This is a genomic window from Chitinophaga sp. OAE865 (assembly GCF_040546735.1).
Lineage (GTDB): Bacteria > Bacteroidota > Bacteroidia > Chitinophagales > Chitinophagaceae > Chitinophaga > Chitinophaga polysaccharea_A.
In genome coordinates, this window is sequence record NZ_JBEPOF010000001.1 from 3550814 (window position 1) to 3565104 (window position 14291).

At 46.2% G+C, this 14291-nt stretch carries 16 protein-coding genes; 12 read left to right on the forward strand and 4 right to left on the reverse strand.

The features are described 5' to 3' along the window. The first annotated feature begins 10 nt into the window (after nucleotides 1-10). Nucleotides 11-898, forward strand: a complete 888-nt coding sequence (locus ABIE50_RS14435; protein WP_142685109.1) for an AraC family transcriptional regulator — start codon at nucleotides 11-13, stop codon at nucleotides 896-898. Nucleotides 899-983: 85 nt separating this feature from the next. Here the strand turns inward: ABIE50_RS14435 and ABIE50_RS14440 are convergent, their stop codons facing one another. The 4 genes from ABIE50_RS14440 to ABIE50_RS14455 all read right to left on the reverse strand — a co-directional run bounded on the left by ABIE50_RS14440 (nucleotide 984) and on the right by ABIE50_RS14455 (nucleotide 4848). Next, the gene (locus ABIE50_RS14440; RefSeq protein ID WP_209860362.1) at nucleotides 984-1751 is read right to left on the reverse strand and encodes a hypothetical protein; all 768 of its coding nucleotides are present in this window, start codon (nucleotides 1749-1751) and stop codon (nucleotides 984-986) included. A gap of 134 nt (nucleotides 1752-1885) precedes the next feature. Next, nucleotides 1886-3181 carry a radical SAM family protein gene (locus tag ABIE50_RS14445; protein ID WP_142685111.1) on the reverse strand — a complete coding sequence of 432 codons (1296 nt, stop codon included), beginning with the start codon at nucleotides 3179-3181 and terminating at the stop codon, nucleotides 1886-1888. Nucleotides 3182-3200: 19 nt separating this feature from the next. Continuing rightward, complete coding sequence (locus ABIE50_RS14450; protein WP_209860361.1) at nucleotides 3201-3788, reverse strand: hypothetical protein; 588 nt, start codon at nucleotides 3786-3788, stop codon at nucleotides 3201-3203. A gap of 16 nt (nucleotides 3789-3804) precedes the next feature. Next, nucleotides 3805-4848: an agmatinase family protein gene (locus ABIE50_RS14455; protein ID WP_209860359.1), complete on the reverse strand. Its 1044-nt coding sequence runs from the start codon at nucleotides 4846-4848 to the stop codon at nucleotides 3805-3807. Nucleotides 4849-5087: 239 nt separating this feature from the next. Here ABIE50_RS14455 and ABIE50_RS14460 point away from each other — a divergent pair, with 239 nt between their 5' ends. From ABIE50_RS14460 to ABIE50_RS14510, 11 genes are all read left to right on the forward strand, one after another. Further along, entirely contained in the window at nucleotides 5088-5486 is a 399-nt protein-coding gene (locus ABIE50_RS14460; RefSeq protein WP_142685114.1) for a cytochrome c maturation protein CcmE domain-containing protein, read from the forward strand. Nucleotides 5487-5557: 71 nt separating this feature from the next. After that, nucleotides 5558-8041 carry a cytochrome c biogenesis protein CcsA gene (gene ccsA / locus ABIE50_RS14465; RefSeq protein ID WP_209860358.1) on the forward strand — a complete coding sequence of 828 codons (2484 nt, stop codon included), beginning with the start codon at nucleotides 5558-5560 and terminating at the stop codon, nucleotides 8039-8041. Between the two features lie 133 nt (nucleotides 8042-8174). Next, nucleotides 8175-9176 carry an alpha/beta hydrolase gene (locus ABIE50_RS14470; RefSeq protein ID WP_354028011.1) on the forward strand — a complete coding sequence of 334 codons (1002 nt, stop codon included), beginning with the start codon at nucleotides 8175-8177 and terminating at the stop codon, nucleotides 9174-9176. A gap of 79 nt (nucleotides 9177-9255) precedes the next feature. Further along, complete coding sequence (locus ABIE50_RS14475) at nucleotides 9256-9879, forward strand: DUF4294 domain-containing protein (protein WP_354028012.1); 624 nt, start codon at nucleotides 9256-9258, stop codon at nucleotides 9877-9879. A gap of 45 nt (nucleotides 9880-9924) precedes the next feature. Beyond that, entirely contained in the window at nucleotides 9925-10419 is a 495-nt protein-coding gene (locus ABIE50_RS14480) for a hypothetical protein (protein ID WP_209860354.1), read from the forward strand. A 35-nt stretch (nucleotides 10420-10454) separates the two neighbouring features. Next, complete coding sequence (gene bshB1 / locus ABIE50_RS14485; RefSeq protein WP_209860352.1) at nucleotides 10455-11183, forward strand: bacillithiol biosynthesis deacetylase BshB1; 729 nt, start codon at nucleotides 10455-10457, stop codon at nucleotides 11181-11183. Between the two features lie 775 nt (nucleotides 11184-11958). Further along, the gene (locus tag ABIE50_RS14490) at nucleotides 11959-12513 is read left to right on the forward strand and encodes a peroxiredoxin (RefSeq protein ID WP_142685120.1); all 555 of its coding nucleotides are present in this window, start codon (nucleotides 11959-11961) and stop codon (nucleotides 12511-12513) included. Nucleotides 12514-12609: 96 nt separating this feature from the next. Further along, nucleotides 12610-13197 carry a carboxymuconolactone decarboxylase family protein gene (locus tag ABIE50_RS14495; RefSeq protein WP_209860351.1) on the forward strand — a complete coding sequence of 196 codons (588 nt, stop codon included), beginning with the start codon at nucleotides 12610-12612 and terminating at the stop codon, nucleotides 13195-13197. 192 nt (nucleotides 13198-13389) lie between these two features. After that, a complete protein-coding gene (gene rpmB / locus ABIE50_RS14500; protein ID WP_089759466.1) occupies nucleotides 13390-13626 on the forward strand; it encodes a 50S ribosomal protein L28 in 237 nt (78 codons plus the stop codon). Between the two features lie 30 nt (nucleotides 13627-13656). Next, nucleotides 13657-13839, forward strand: a complete 183-nt coding sequence (gene rpmG, locus ABIE50_RS14505; RefSeq protein ID WP_079468086.1) for a 50S ribosomal protein L33 — start codon at nucleotides 13657-13659, stop codon at nucleotides 13837-13839. Nucleotides 13840-13911: 72 nt separating this feature from the next. Further along, nucleotides 13912-14085, forward strand: coding sequence for a DUF4295 domain-containing protein (locus ABIE50_RS14510; RefSeq protein ID WP_142685122.1), 174 nt, complete (start codon nucleotides 13912-13914; stop codon nucleotides 14083-14085). The last annotated feature ends 206 nt before the right edge of the window (nucleotides 14086-14291 follow it).

The window sequence follows — 14291 nt, forward strand, 5'->3', positions numbered from 1 at the left end:
AAATTGGTTAATGAAAGTAATTCAATTTACTGTCCCGGTTGCCGATGAAGGTGCTGTAGTGATACAGGAAGATATACTCCCTTACTTCTATAACTACCTGCATCGTCATAAGGAGGCGCAGGTAACACTTATTATAAAAGGGGAAGGCACCCTGATTGCCGGAAACTATACCCAGCCGTTCAAAGCAGGAGATATTTACGTGATTGGCGCCAACCAGCCGCATATGTTTAAAGGGGATGCCCGTTATTTTGAGAATTTACAGGAGAAGAATATTCACGCTATCCATATCTTTTTCGATCATGAACATGCCTTACAGGGCTTGTTTTCACTGAAGGAGATGGACACCGTAAGGAAGTTCCTTCAACTCACGGCAAACAGTTTGCAGCTGCCTGCAGAATATGCAGAGAAAACAGCTGCAGATATTTTAAGGATTGCACGGCTCAGCGGAGCAGAAAGATTGCTCGCATTTGTAGGAATGCTGGTGTATTTCTCCAAACAGGTGAAGGACTGGAAGTCTTTATCCACCGGCTTTTCCAGGCACTCTTACAGCGAATCGGAAGGATTGCGGATGAATGATATTTACCAGTACACCCTGGAGCATTATGCGGAAAATATATCACTGGGCCAAATTGCCGGCGTAGCGCATCTTACCACCTATGCCTTCTGCAAATACTTTAAAAAACATACGCGCAAAACATACCTGGAATTTCTGAATGAGATCAGGATCAATGTGGCCTGCAAAAATATCATTAACGGCGATTTCGACAGCATTGCGGCTGTAGCCTATGCTACCGGATATAATAATCCCATTACGTTTAACCGGGTGTTCAGAAAAGTAACGGGGATGTCGCCCTCCGCGTATGCGAGGCAATACCGTTTTGCGGAAGAACTAAAGTAGCGTCCTCCGGCCAGCAGGCGCTGTAGTGCAATGCCTGCAGTCCTTTTTTAAGAATTACCAGGTGAGTGCTGTATTAATCACAGTATCAGGCCTGCGGTTGTTCAAACGACCATCCTGCCTCCAACAACGGCGCCACCTGCGGGTGCAGGCCGATTATATCATCATTATTCTCCTTGATATCTTCCTGCTTCAGGTAATTTTTGACATACCTTGCTACCAGGTAGCCGATACCTACGCCCAGCAAGCCAAAGATGATGAGACCGCCAGTGAAGGCGCCGATAACAACAAACAGTATCACAATGCCTACCCAGGTGAAGTGGTATTTATTAGCCAGCGTATCATGTTCATTGGCACAGCGGCCGCAACGCGGTACCTTTAATTCCAGTACAGAAAACTTTACCTTGCGGGCAACGATGTAATTGGAACGGTCTTTCTCTATATATAATTTCTTTTCCAGAGCGCTGTTATTATCATGTGGCGCGCCTGCACAAAAATAACAGATGTCTTGCCCTACATGTTTCCCGTACAGTTCTTCCAGCTGTTTTTCATACACCCAGATATTCTGGCGCAGCTCATCAGAAATATACAGGCCCAGTGCCCATTTCACCAGTGTGGTGGCGCTGCCCAGGTCCCTGTCTTTGTTCCAGGCAATCAATGCAAAGGCTGTTAAGGCTGTGGCAATGTCGTCTTTTACTGCCGGCTCATAAGCGTATTTGTCGTTGACTGCATCCACATTAAAAACTTTCTTAATTGCCGTTATGGCTTCACGGGAGAGGAGGTTACTTTGCTCCACATCTTTTTGCAATTCTTCTATGCGTATCGCAATGTTGTTGCGCTTTTGCAGGTGTTCCATAGGTAGGTGATAGTGTATTGGTCAGGCTAATATATATAGAATATTTGTATTTTAATAATACAGGGTAGGGCTAACCGGAAACAAAAGAGGCGTCTCAATATTTGAGACGCCTCTTTTTATTATCTGTATTATTTTCAATGCGCAAAATCGCTCATATAATCGCCGGTAATACGCTCTATAGGAGGATTGAAGTAACCGAACTTCAGATCCGGGAATTCTTCATGGATTAACTCCTGCAGTTGTTTTACACCTAAGCATTCTCCTGTTTCCGTGATACCCAGCTTGCCAAGGTACCAGTCGGGATCAATATTGAAATTGCGCCACTGGATCATGTTCAGCCCTGTTTCCCGGATCAGTTTGCGCAATGCTTCGTATTCATCTGCGCTATCTGTCATACCCGGGAACACGAAATAGTTGATGGAGGTCCAGCCGCCGAATTCACGCACCACTTTCAGGCTTTCAATGATGTCTTCAAAAACGTAGTTGTTAGGACGGTAATACGGGGTGTAATATTTTTCCTGGGCAGAGTTCAGGCTTACGCGGATGCTGTTCAAGCCCGCTTCGCAAAGCGCTCTTACAGCATCGGGCTTACTGCCGTTGGTGTTAATATTGATACTGCCTTTAGGCGTATGCTTACGTATTTCCAGGATGGATTCGCGGATGGTTTCCCACATGAGCAGGGGTTCACCTTCACAGCCCTGTCCGAAGCTCACGATAGGGAAGGGCGCTGTTTCCAGATGAGGTACCGTGTATTCTACAATTTCTTCTGCAGTTGGTTTAAAACGGAGACGGTCCTGCGTTGAAACAATGCTTTCTTCTTCCGGCTGGAATGAAATACATCCAACACAATTGGCATTACATGCAGGAGAAGAAGGAATAGGGCATTCCCATCTTCCCATAAAATAATTACGGGCGGCAGGGCACTCATAAGTAAGCGCGCAGTTTTCCGCAAGATGTTGTACCAGCCTATTATGCGGGTATGCTTCTACCAGGGTTTTTACGCCCTGTTTCACTTTTTTATCGTCAAATCCTGCGCATTCCTGGCGGATGTCTGCTTCAATGCGGGTAGCAGGCACATAAAATTTACCATCCAGCCAGCCTACTGCGGTATAGCAGAACAGTGGCAGGGTAGGTGCGTCCGGCATGGTTTCGTAGGCAGCCAGGTAAAAGCCGGTATGCGCCGGCGGTATGAAGGCAGCTACAGCCCATCCTTTATCGCACAGCTGCATATCGCCGGTGGCAGCGTTAATACCGATCCCACGGCGGCCGGGCAACTCATACAAATTACCTCCTTCCGGTAATTCAATCCATTCATCTGCTTCTACCGGCCATGCATCCCAGCCGCTGCGGCCGGTTACGTACATGGAGGTATCTTCAAAAATATTACCGTTACCGTCTGAGTATAATATGTAAGGTGTTTGTTTCAGCATTTTTTGTTTTTATGTACTGTTATTGCACCCTGCTTTGGAAGAAATTATTCAGGGCTTCCCTTTCTGCTGCGCCTGGTTCATCCAGTACTTCCAGTTGCAGGATCCTGTTATTTTTAAAATCGATCGTAAGCAGGTCGTTCCGCAAAATTACGTTATTCAGTTCGTTCCAGCCAACCAGCCTTTTGGAAAAGGTGCCCGGGAGGGTAATTCCGGTGGTATCCATTTTTACATAAGAGGGCTGGAAAATGCGGTATTCCATCCAGCCTACATAGGCCAGGCCTGCACCTACGAGGAACAGCAGCAAGGCGGTAACCGGGTTCAGGTGGGAAAGAAAGTACAAACTGCCGGTAAAGCAGATCAGCGCTTCTATCATCCTGGCAACGGTATTGGCCTCGGTAAATTTCTTAAACTTCCTCATGGTAAAAGGAAAGCCGATACAGGCGATCCCTGTTACAAGAAAGAACACTGCCAGGAACCAGTTTGGCTGCAGACTGCGGTAAATACCAATCGCATTAAACAGGAACAGTATGCCGGTAAGCCCATGCATTACCGGTAATAACCGGATTCTGCTGGGGGTATTCGGATGCAGGATGCGCAAACTATGCATGTGCAGGAATGTAAGGTTAGGAATTTGAACTGATCAGCAGGTTGCAAAGTTTGAACAGCACCCGGGCGCCTACGTTGGCATCCCATTCATCGTGTGAAGTGCTTACTTCATTCAGGTCGAAGCCAATCAGTTTCCTGCCGCTTTCAAGTACTTTTTTGAAAAGATAGTATACCTGTTCTGCTTCAAATCCGCCAGCCACCGGGGTTCCCGTATGCGGGCATAATTTGGGATCGAGGCCATCGATATCAAAACTGATATATACCTGTTGCGGTAAAGTGGCTATAATACTGTCGCAGATAGCTTTCCAGGATTCTCCTTCAAATTGTCTTTCCTTGATTTGTTTATCGAAGAAGGTTACAACACGGCCTCCGCTGTTATTGATATAATCCACTTCTTCTTCGCAGTAGTCGCGGATCCCTACCTGTACCAGCCTGGAGAGCTGTGGTACTTCTGCCAGCGCATTGAACATGATGGAAGCATGTGAGTATTTGAATCCTTCGTATGCGTCGCGCAGATCGCAGTGTGCATCTATCTGGAGGATACCAAACTCACCTTTGTTCTCGCCAATGGCTTTGAAGAAGCCCAGCGGCGTGCTATGATCGCCGCCTACAAGGCCTACCAGCTTGCCTTTTTCCAGCAGGGCTTTGGTTTGGGTGTATACCCATTCATTCATGGCCCTGGTACCGTTGCTTACATCTACCAGTGTTTTTTTCAGGAATTCATTTTCAGAAATATCTCCCCCTTCAGTCAGAAATTTCAGGTACAGCTCTGCTTCCTTACGCAGGTAATCGCTGCGGAGCAGCAGGTGCTTGTCTGGTTCCCGCATATAGAAACCCTGTTTCCAGCCGTCTTTCACATCTGCATCGTACAGGTCTACCTGGAAAGACGCCCTGAAAATATGTTCCGGGCCGCGGGCGGTACCATTATTATAAGAAACGGTTACTTCCCAGGGAACAGGTAATAATACCAGTCTCGCCTCTTCTTCGGAAAAAGGCAAGCCAAAAACGTTGTTGGACAGCAGGCCAACCGAGTTAGGGTCAAATTGAGATAAATCTGCCATGATAAAGTCGTACTTTTCTAAATTCCGCGCAAAGATAGGATTATGTTTACTTACAGCCTCCCTTCTCATAAAAAGAATTGCCTTTTATATAAATTTTGCCGGAAGAAGGTCATTTTGACTTAATTTTGCCGATTAATCGGAAACAAATAAAGTAAGGCAAAAAGGGAGGAGGTGTTGAAGTTGCGCTGGTAAAGGGTTTTTGCAGCTTGTGTCTAATCAATAGGGAAGATAATTTTCATATGAAAAAAACAAATATTATTCTGCTGGTGGTGATTGCGGTGGCAATTGGAGTGATAGTGACTATGGTGGGTGATTTCAGTACCTATGAAACTTTTGCAACAGCCCGCGAGAAGGAAGGAAAAGAGTTCCACGTAATTGGTACGCTCGATACCTTAAAAGCTATGAACTACGATCCGATCAAAGATGCCAACCTGTTTAGCTTCTATGTCCACGATAAAACCGGGGAATCCCACAAAGTAGTTTTCTACGGCGCCAAACCTACCGACTTTGAAAAGGCCGAATCCATTGTGCTCACAGGTAAAATGGAAGGCAATGAATTTCACTGCAGTAAAATACTGATGAAGTGCCCGTCCAAATATAAGGACGACCAGGTTGCTGTAAGCAACAAACAGTTGTAATAGCTATATGATATGATTGTCCATCGCCGGATAATCCATGCCACAATATTTATATCTCTCAGAGGAATTTTATGAAGTTTGTAGGGGAACATTTACTGCCAGGCCAACTGGGCCACTTCTTTGCCATACTGGCATTTGTAGCATCTATGGTAGCCACCGTGGCTTATTATAATGTAGTTAAAGGAAAAGAACCGCTGATCAGGGACTCATGGAAAAAACTGGCCCGCTGGTCCTTTATTATCCAGTCGGCCGCCGTGATAGGTGTTTTCAGCTGCCTGTACTTTATCCTGTATAATCACTATTTCGAATATAAATACGCCTGGCGCAATACCTCGCGCGACCTGCCCATCCAATACCTGTTGTCCAGTCTCTGGTCCGACCAGGAAGGAAGTTTCCTGCTCTGGAGCATCTGGAACAGTATCCTGGGGGTTATTCTGATCCGCACTTCCAAAAACTGGGAAGCACCGGTGATGACAATTTTCTCCCTGGCACAGCTGATCATGGCCAGTATGCTGCTGGGCATTTTCATCCTGGGCTATAAAGTGGGCAGCAATCCTTTCATGCTGCTGAGGCAGGCGGCCGAAAACCAGGCTGCGCCAATATTCCAGACGCCGGATTATATGCAGCATATCCACGATGGGAATGGTTTGAACGTTACGTTGCAGAACTACTGGATGGTGATACATCCACCCGTACTGTTCCTGGGTTTTGCTTCCATGATCATTCCTTTTGCCTTTGCCTTTGCAGGCTTATGGGTAAAAGATTATACCGGCTGGGTAAAACCGGTGCAGCCATGGAGCCTTTTTGCCGTAATGATGCTGGGAACCGGTATCATGATGGGCGCCGCCTGGGCATACGAATCACTGAACTTCGGTGGTTACTGGGGATGGGACCCCGTAGAGAATGCCTCACTGGTACCCTGGCTTACCATGGTAGCAGGCGTGCACACACTGCTGGCTTACAAAGCCACCGGGCACTCGCTGAAATCCACCTTCTTCTTCTTCTTTATTTCCTACGTACTGATCCTGTATTCCTCTTTCTTAACAAAGAGCGGGGTATTGGGAGATACTTCTGTACACTCCTTTACAGATATGGGAATGACTGCCCAGCTGCTGTTCTCCATGCTGGTGTTCACCGTTCCTTCTATCGCCCTGCTGATCATACGCAGAAAGGAAATTCCTTCTGTAAAGAAAGAAGAGAACAGCTACTCCCGCGAGTTCTGGCTGTTTGTAGGTTCCCTGATCCTGCTGATTGCAGGTATCCAGATCACCTTCACTACCTCTATTCCGGTTTGGAATAAATTACTGAGCGTAACGGGTCTGAAATCGCTGTTCAATATGAATGATATAGCGCCGCCGTCCGACAGTATCTTCCATTATAACAAGATCCAGATCTGGATCGCCATTGTACTTGGCGTGTTAACCGCCATTGTACAGTATATGCGCTACAAGGATACTCCCCGTGGAGAGATCTCCAAAAAGCTGCTGGTGCCTACCGTGGTCACCTTATTGCTGACCGGGCTGGTAGCCTGGAAAGGCACTATCACTTATGATAAGTATGGCGCCGGCTTCCTCACTGCTATTTACCTGATGTTATTTGCCAGCATTTATGCTATTGTGGGCAACTTCTTCTATATCTTCTCCGGCCTGAAAGGTAAGCTGAAAAATGCAGGCGCTTCTGTGGCCCATATCGGCTTTGGTATGGTGTTGCTGGGCGTGCTGATCTCTTCTGCCAAAATGGAAGTGATTTCACTGGACCGTATGAAGATGCTGGGCGATGGTATTTTTACAAAGGAAAGCAAACAGAATCCAAGGGAGAATATCATGCTGCCAAAAGATGTACCGGTGGAAATGGGTGAATATCATGTTACCTATACAGGCGATTCTGTGGCACAGGGAGATCCTAAAACATACTATGTAGTGCATTATGAGAAAAAGGATAAACAAACCGGCAAAGCGCTGGAGCGATTCACCCTTTATCCTGATGCTTTCGTGAATAAAAAGGAAAATGCGCTTTCTTCCAACCCGGCTTCCAGGCATTATCTCACAAGGGATATCTTTACCTATGTGTCTGCCGCGCCTAACCGCGATGAGGCAGCCCAGGCAGATACCACGCCTTATGTAACCCATGAAATGAAGCAGGGCGATTCCGTATTCTTCTCCAAAGGGTTCATTGTGCTGAAAGGGTTGAACACGAACCCGCAAAGCCGCAATTATGTTCCGCAGAGCGGCGACCTGGCAGTAGGCGCGGAGCTGGAGGTATACACGCAAACAGATGATCACTTTAAACTGCAGCCTATCTATTTTATCCGCGACAGCAGCTACCAGTACAGTGTGGAAGATACCCTGGCGCCGTTGAACCTGAATGTAAGGTTCTCTAAGATCATGCCTGCGGAAAATAAAATAGAACTGAAAATAAAAGAGGCCACCAGCTTCAACGATTATATCGTAATGAAAGCGCTGATATTCCCTTATATCAATGTGCTATGGCTGGGTATCGTGGTGATGATAGTAGGTACCGCTATGAGCATCTTCCAGAAAGTAAGAAGAAGATAATCTCCGGATATTTTTTTAAAAAGAATCCTTCAATGGCATTGCTGTTGAAGGATTTTTTCTTGGTTAAATCCTTTCACAGGAGGCGGCATTTCAGAATTCTTCTCTACATTTAACCCGAATAAATATCCTGATGATGCCTAGGTGGTTACGTATATCCCTGATCCTTATAGCCACGCTTGCCGTGGTGTATTTTCTCGGCCCTTCACCCGGAGCGCCGGTATACGAGCATGTTTTACCCGCGGTACCGGCCGCCGGCCCTGCACTGGATGCCTATATAAAGCATAAAGAAGCGGCATTCCGACTGAAGCCCGATAATGAAGCCCGTATTGTATGGCAGGACACCGGTTTTCATAAAACGCCTTATTCGGTGGTATACCTGCACGGCTTTTCCGCCAGCCAGGAAGAGGGGAACCCAGTGCACCGCAATTTTGCCGCGCGCTACGGATGCAACCTTTTCCTGTCGAGGCTCGACGGGCACGGGATAGAAACCAGCGATCCGTTACTCCATATGACGGCCGCAGGTTTGTGGAAAGATGCAGAAGAGGCATTGAGCATAGGCAAGGCGCTGGGCAACAAGGTGATCCTGATGACCACCTCCACCGGTGGAACGCTGGCGCTGAAACTGGCCGCCGCCTATCCCAATGATGTATATGCCATGATTAATATGTCGCCCAACATTGCCATCAACGACAACCTGGCCTTCCTCGCCAATAATCCCTGGGGATTGCAGCTGGCCAGGGCCGTAAGTAAAGGGGATTTCAGGCGCAGCGATGACAAGAACCCTGAAATAGCAAAGTACTGGTATAATAATTACCGCCTGGAAGCGGTAGTACAGCTGCAAAACCTGTTGGAGTCCAGCATGGTGGATGCAACCTTTGAAAAAGTGCATCAGCCGGTGCTCAATTTATACTATTATAAAGATGAGGCGAACCAGGATGGAACGGTGAGGGTATCTGCCATCCTTGAGATGGAAAAGAAGCTGGGCACGCCCGATTCCTTAAAGGAGGCTGTGGCGATTCCCGGGGCGGGCAATCATGTAATGGGATGCGCGCTCACCGGGCACGACATTCCGGCGGTGGAAAAAGCGATCGATCATTTCGCTGTGAATACCTTACATATGAAGCCAGTTCGTTAACACTTTTTAGTTAACACTGAATCTGAAATCTTTTTATAACTTGTGGTAACATTCTATCAATAAGCAACGTTAGTTAACTATGCGTATCCGTTTTAAACAGATCATCGTTTCACTGTTCCTGGTATTGGGCATGTCTCTTTACCACGGGGCTGCGATGGCCCAGGAGGCGCATGGGGCGGATGTGATACCATTGCATGCCATTGTAGTGGGGCAGGATACCGTGCCGGTGATCACCCTGGCGATATTTGATGTAGTGGCAAAAATGCCGAAGGCCTTGCGTAAGGAACGCGAGCGCTGGAGCCGTTTACGGAACGCGGTATATGTAACTTACCCCTATGCCAGGTCGGCAGCAAGGGTGCTGAAAGATGTGAACAGCCGCCTGGCCACCATGAATAAAAAGGAACGTAAAGCCTTCCTGGCCACCAAAGAAAAGGAGCTCAAGGCCCAGTTCGGCGATAAATTGGAAAACCTCTCCGTATACCAGGGAAAAGTGCTCATGAAACTGATCGACCGCGAAACGGGTCAGAACTGCTTTGAAATTATCAAGGAGCTTAAAGGCGGCTTTAATGCCCGCGTATGGCAAACCGTTGCTTTCTTTTTTGGAGGCAACCTGAAAAGCGACTACGACAAGCAGGAAGACCACGATATCGAGGTGATTGTACAGGAGCTGGAAATGTACCAGCAATACCGCGTCTACAATTAATTGGGCTATCTTCGTAATATTCGCCTGTTTTGAAAAGGGTATATTATGAAAGCAAGGATCTTACTTACCAGCTTATTATTTATTTCCATTGGAGCCATGGCACAGGTAGCCGGGGATGATCCGGTGTATGTGCTGGACAGCGTAGTGGTAAACCAGGCCGCTATAGGGCAGGTATCGCCTGACCGTATAGGGGTGATCACCATTGCCAAAGGCGCCAAAGCTGTATTGAAGTATGGCAGCCAGGCAGAAAACGGCGTGGTATATATTGAAACCAAACCCTTTGCCCGCAAAAGGGTGAATATGCTGCTGAGCAGTGAATCCCCCGCATACGACAGTCTGTTACGTAAGTATGGCAACGACAGCAGCTTTTACTTTATCGTAAACGGCAAACCCGTTACCCCCACCAATGAAACCGGTTTGATGACCCTGGACCGGAAAACCTTCCGTTCCGTTAGGGTTATTTCTGATAAGGAGGTGCAGGATAAATACCAGGTGATGGACCGGAAAGCCGGGATCGTTATCACCAGTTCAGAAGAGTAAATATTTTCCCATCTTTGCACCTCAATTTACAGCATATGAAACTAGATATACTGGCTATAGCGGTGCACCCCGACGATGTGGAACTGGGTTGTGCCGGCACCCTGATGATACATGCGCAACAGGGAATGAAGGTAGGCGTTGTGGATCTTACCCGCGGGGAGCTGGGCTCCCGTGGAACTCCTGAACTGCGGGCGCAGGAAGCGCAGGCCGCAGCAAAAATCATGGGACTGGAAGTAAGGGAAAATCTTGGGCTGGCCGATGGCTTTTTCAGGAATGATACAATGGAGCAAATGGCTATTATTACCGCCATCAGGAAGTACCGGCCGGAAATTGTGCTGGCCAATGCAATGGACGACCGTCACCCTGATCATGGCAGGGCCGGCAAACTGATTGCCGACAGTTGTTTCCTTGCAGGATTAAGAAAAATAGAAACTACGGCAGATGGGCAGGCACAGGAAGCGTGGCGCCCTAAACAGGTTTTTCACTTCCTGCAGGACCGTTATCACCAACCCGATTTTGTAATAGATATTACCCCCGTAATGGAGCGCAAGCTGGAAGCGATCAAGAGCTTCAGTTCACAGTTCCTGGCGCCGAAAGACCATGAGCCGCAAACCTATATTTCCGGTTCCGGCTTTTTTGACAGCGTTATTTACCGTGCGAAAATGCTTGGTAAGATGGTAGGAGTGGAGTATGCCGAAGGGTATACTTCTGCCAAAATGATCGGTATCCGGAGCCTGGCAGATGTGATCAGTGAGAATACCTGAGTGGCGTAGTAAACGAACAGAAGTTGCATAGCGGATACTTAGCGCCTGCTTATGGCATGCAGTAAAAGAGGACCTGATGCGGAGAGGAGGTGGACTTGATCTGTAAACCTGGGCTGGATAAGCATCAGAGAGGAAAAATTTATATCCCGTTACACACTTGAAAAAGGTTGGGAGACAATGGCGAGAGTATTCGCGGTTGTCTCCCAATTTTTTTTATCGGTTGAAAATCAACTATAAGGTGTGTGTGAAAGCGGATGTCCGCTGTAAAGTTGAAGGGGTGGGAGCGTAACCTGGCTGCATCATTATTTGCCGGCACATAAAAACCCAACCCCACTCTTGGGGGTATTTTCAGAAACGGTCAATGGGACCCGCTAAACACTAAATGAACAGATCTCGGGTAGCGTCAAATTCATCGTGTTTAATGATGCTGTTTTTAATAAACGGGATCAAAGCAAGTCCAATCGTGATAACCACCAGTAAAAAGTATTTTTTCTTCATTTCCATGCTAATTCGATTAAAAAGTCTTACTATATAACTAAATAACGTGCCAAAATGTTACAGAAATAGCATAAAAATGTTAAGCCCGGAACATTTTTTTTGATTATATAGGCGCCACCCCCGGTTAGCGGTATCACCGCAGTGGAAAACGATATATATAGAGAAACTCAATGCCACATTCTTAAAATCTATTTGATTAATAATGAATGTAATGTGATCTTTGCGCCGTCAAAGAATAAAATCATTAGTCTGTAAATCAAAAAGAGAATTAGTTATTATGAAAAATGTTATTTTATCCGTAGGGTCAGAGTTTCCCGAATTCAAAAAAACGGCTGTAGTATCTATTGAAAAGGGTAAAGAATTTTATGAACTGTCTTCAGAAGAACTGAAAAACTCCGGCAAATGGATGGTGATGTTCTGGTGGCCTAAAGACTTTACTTTCGTATGCCCTACTGAAATAGCTGAATTTAACAAACATGCGCAGGATTTTGCGGATCGTGATGCGGTATTGATCGGAGCATCTACAGACAGTGAGTTTGTACATGCTGCATGGAGAAGGGATCATGAAGATCTGCGCGGACTGCAGTTCCCTATGCTGGCTGATACTTCCAAATCCCTGGCCACTGAGCTGGGTATCCTGGAAGCCAATGAAAAAGTGGCTTACCGTGCTACTTATATTGTAGATCCCCAGGGTATTGTACGTTGGGTTTCCCTGTACGACCTGTCTGTAGGCCGTAGCGTGAAAGAGGTACTGCGTGTGCTGGATGCCCTGCAAACAGATGAGCTGTGCCCTTGCAACTGGACTAAGGGTGAAGCTACGCTGTCTGTTTAATTAATCAAGTCATTTACTGTTTTATTACGGGGGAGAAGCGGTCCTGCGGGATTGCTTTACCCCGTAGTGAAATAATTAAATAAAAAATTACATATTATGTTTGCAACAACAAATCAGGATACGGCTGTTCAGTTACTGGAGGCGGTGGGATTAGCGGCAGGTGCGGTGTCCGGTAAACTGCAATCCCTGGTGAATGTGGATGCGCGTTACCTGAAGGATCTGAAGATCAATGTGTCCAATTCGCTGGCAGCACCTACGCTGCAAAAGAAGGAAGCATATCTGATCGGGCTGGCTGTAGCGGTGAATGAGAAGCATGTGGAGCTGCAGGCGTCGTTTGAGAAGCTGGCGGCACAGGAAGGTGCAACGGACAAGGAAATAGCAGAGGTGATCAGTTGTACTTCCCTCATGAGCGCCAATAACGTGTTTTACCGTTTCAGGCATTTTGTGAACAAGGAGTTTTACACAAACACCCCGGCAGGTATCCGGATGAGCATTATGGCGAACCCGGTGCTTGGGAAAGAGTTTTTCGAGTTGCTGAGCCTGGTGGTTTCTGCGCTGAATGGTTGTGAAATGTGCGTTACTTCCCACGAAGAAGCGTTGCTGAAGCACGGAACAGATCAGCAAAGAATATTGGAATCGGTAAGATTGGGAGCCGTTTTGCGTAGCCTGATCGTGCTGTTGTAAAAAAATATTCCAGCAAAAGACAGATGTAAATCTGCCATATAATTATTTGGTTGTCAATCTTTTGCATTGTGTTCACATCTTAAGGAAGCACTTTTTACAGGTGGCTTTTATGCATTTGTGAATAAATTCATTTAATAATATTTGCAAAATCCACAAAAAAATTGGACTTTTGCATTCCTAAATTTTTAGATCATGGCAAGAGTATGTCAGGTGACAGGAAAGAAGCCGATTACAGGTCACCATGTTTCCTTCTCCAACATTAAGACAAACAGAAGGTTTCTTCCTAACCTGCAAAAGAAACGTTTTTTCCTGGCAGAAGAGGACAAATGGATATCATTGAAAGTATCTGCTGACGGTTTGAGAACCATCAACAAGAGAGGTTTGTATGCAGTTGTGAAGGAATTGCGTGCAGCTGGTCAGGAAATCTAATTCTAAGACTCACTTAATTTGTAATACACAATGGCAAAAAAAGGTAATAGAGTACAGGTAATTCTGGAGTGCACAGAGCACAAAGCTTCTGGTCAGCCCGGAACTTCCCGTTACATCTCTAACAAGAATAAGAAGAATACTCCTGAGCGTCTGGAGTTGAAGAAGTACAATCCTATTTTAAGGAAAGTGACTGTACACAAAGAAATCAAATAATAATTGTTGATGGTGAATGGCTGTATCAGTATACTGCCAATAGCCATTAGACCATAAAAACAATAGAATACCATGGCAAAAGTAGCTTCAAAGAACGCGAAAGTAAAAGATGCTAAAGCAGCAGCTGAATCAAAGGTATGGACCAAAGTTATCAGAGCCGTACGCTCTCCTAAAACCGGTGCATACACCTTTAAGGAAGCTATCGTGCACAAGGACAAGATCCAGGAGCACATGAACCAAAAGTAATTCGGCTTTACTAATAATACTGAAAGGCTGTCCTGATAAGGGACAGCTTTTTGCGTTTGTGCGGATTTTGTCTGACTCAGGATTATGATGATTACAATGATTACCTGACTTCTTTTTAATTTTTTGAAAGAGATAGTTGAGAGAGATAGGGAGATTGCATCTTTCAAATTCTTAAATCATTGAATTAAATATCAGACAGGATATAA

Excerpts from the sequence above, each read along its gene's own strand:
- rpmG (WP_079468086.1), top strand. The coding sequence starts at position 13,657 with ATGGCAAAAAAAGGTAATAGAGTACAGGTAATTCTGGAGTGCACAGAG.
- ccsA (WP_209860358.1), top strand. The coding sequence starts at position 5,558 with ATGAAGTTTGTAGGGGAACATTTACTGCCAGGCCAACTGGGCCACTTC.
- ABIE50_RS14480 (WP_209860354.1), top strand. The coding sequence starts at position 9,925 with ATGAAAGCAAGGATCTTACTTACCAGCTTATTATTTATTTCCATTGGA.
- ABIE50_RS14440 (WP_209860362.1), bottom strand. The coding sequence starts at position 1,751 with ATGGAACACCTGCAAAAGCGCAACAACATTGCGATACGCATAGAAGAA.
- ABIE50_RS14475 (WP_354028012.1), top strand. The coding sequence starts at position 9,256 with ATGCGTATCCGTTTTAAACAGATCATCGTTTCACTGTTCCTGGTATTG.
- rpmB (WP_089759466.1), top strand. The coding sequence starts at position 13,390 with ATGGCAAGAGTATGTCAGGTGACAGGAAAGAAGCCGATTACAGGTCAC.
- ABIE50_RS14510 (WP_142685122.1), top strand. The coding sequence starts at position 13,912 with ATGGCAAAAGTAGCTTCAAAGAACGCGAAAGTAAAAGATGCTAAAGCA.
- bshB1 (WP_209860352.1), top strand. The coding sequence starts at position 10,455 with ATGAAACTAGATATACTGGCTATAGCGGTGCACCCCGACGATGTGGAA.
- ABIE50_RS14495 (WP_209860351.1), top strand. The coding sequence starts at position 12,610 with ATGTTTGCAACAACAAATCAGGATACGGCTGTTCAGTTACTGGAGGCG.
- ABIE50_RS14435 (WP_142685109.1), top strand. The coding sequence starts at position 11 with ATGAAAGTAATTCAATTTACTGTCCCGGTTGCCGATGAAGGTGCTGTA.
- ABIE50_RS14460 (WP_142685114.1), top strand. The coding sequence starts at position 5,088 with ATGAAAAAAACAAATATTATTCTGCTGGTGGTGATTGCGGTGGCAATT.
- ABIE50_RS14490 (WP_142685120.1), top strand. The coding sequence starts at position 11,959 with ATGAAAAATGTTATTTTATCCGTAGGGTCAGAGTTTCCCGAATTCAAA.
- ABIE50_RS14445 (WP_142685111.1), bottom strand. The coding sequence starts at position 3,181 with ATGCTGAAACAAACACCTTACATATTATACTCAGACGGTAACGGTAAT.
- ABIE50_RS14450 (WP_209860361.1), bottom strand. The coding sequence starts at position 3,788 with ATGCATAGTTTGCGCATCCTGCATCCGAATACCCCCAGCAGAATCCGG.
- ABIE50_RS14455 (WP_209860359.1), bottom strand. The coding sequence starts at position 4,848 with ATGGCAGATTTATCTCAATTTGACCCTAACTCGGTTGGCCTGCTGTCC.
- ABIE50_RS14470 (WP_354028011.1), top strand. The coding sequence starts at position 8,175 with ATGCCTAGGTGGTTACGTATATCCCTGATCCTTATAGCCACGCTTGCC.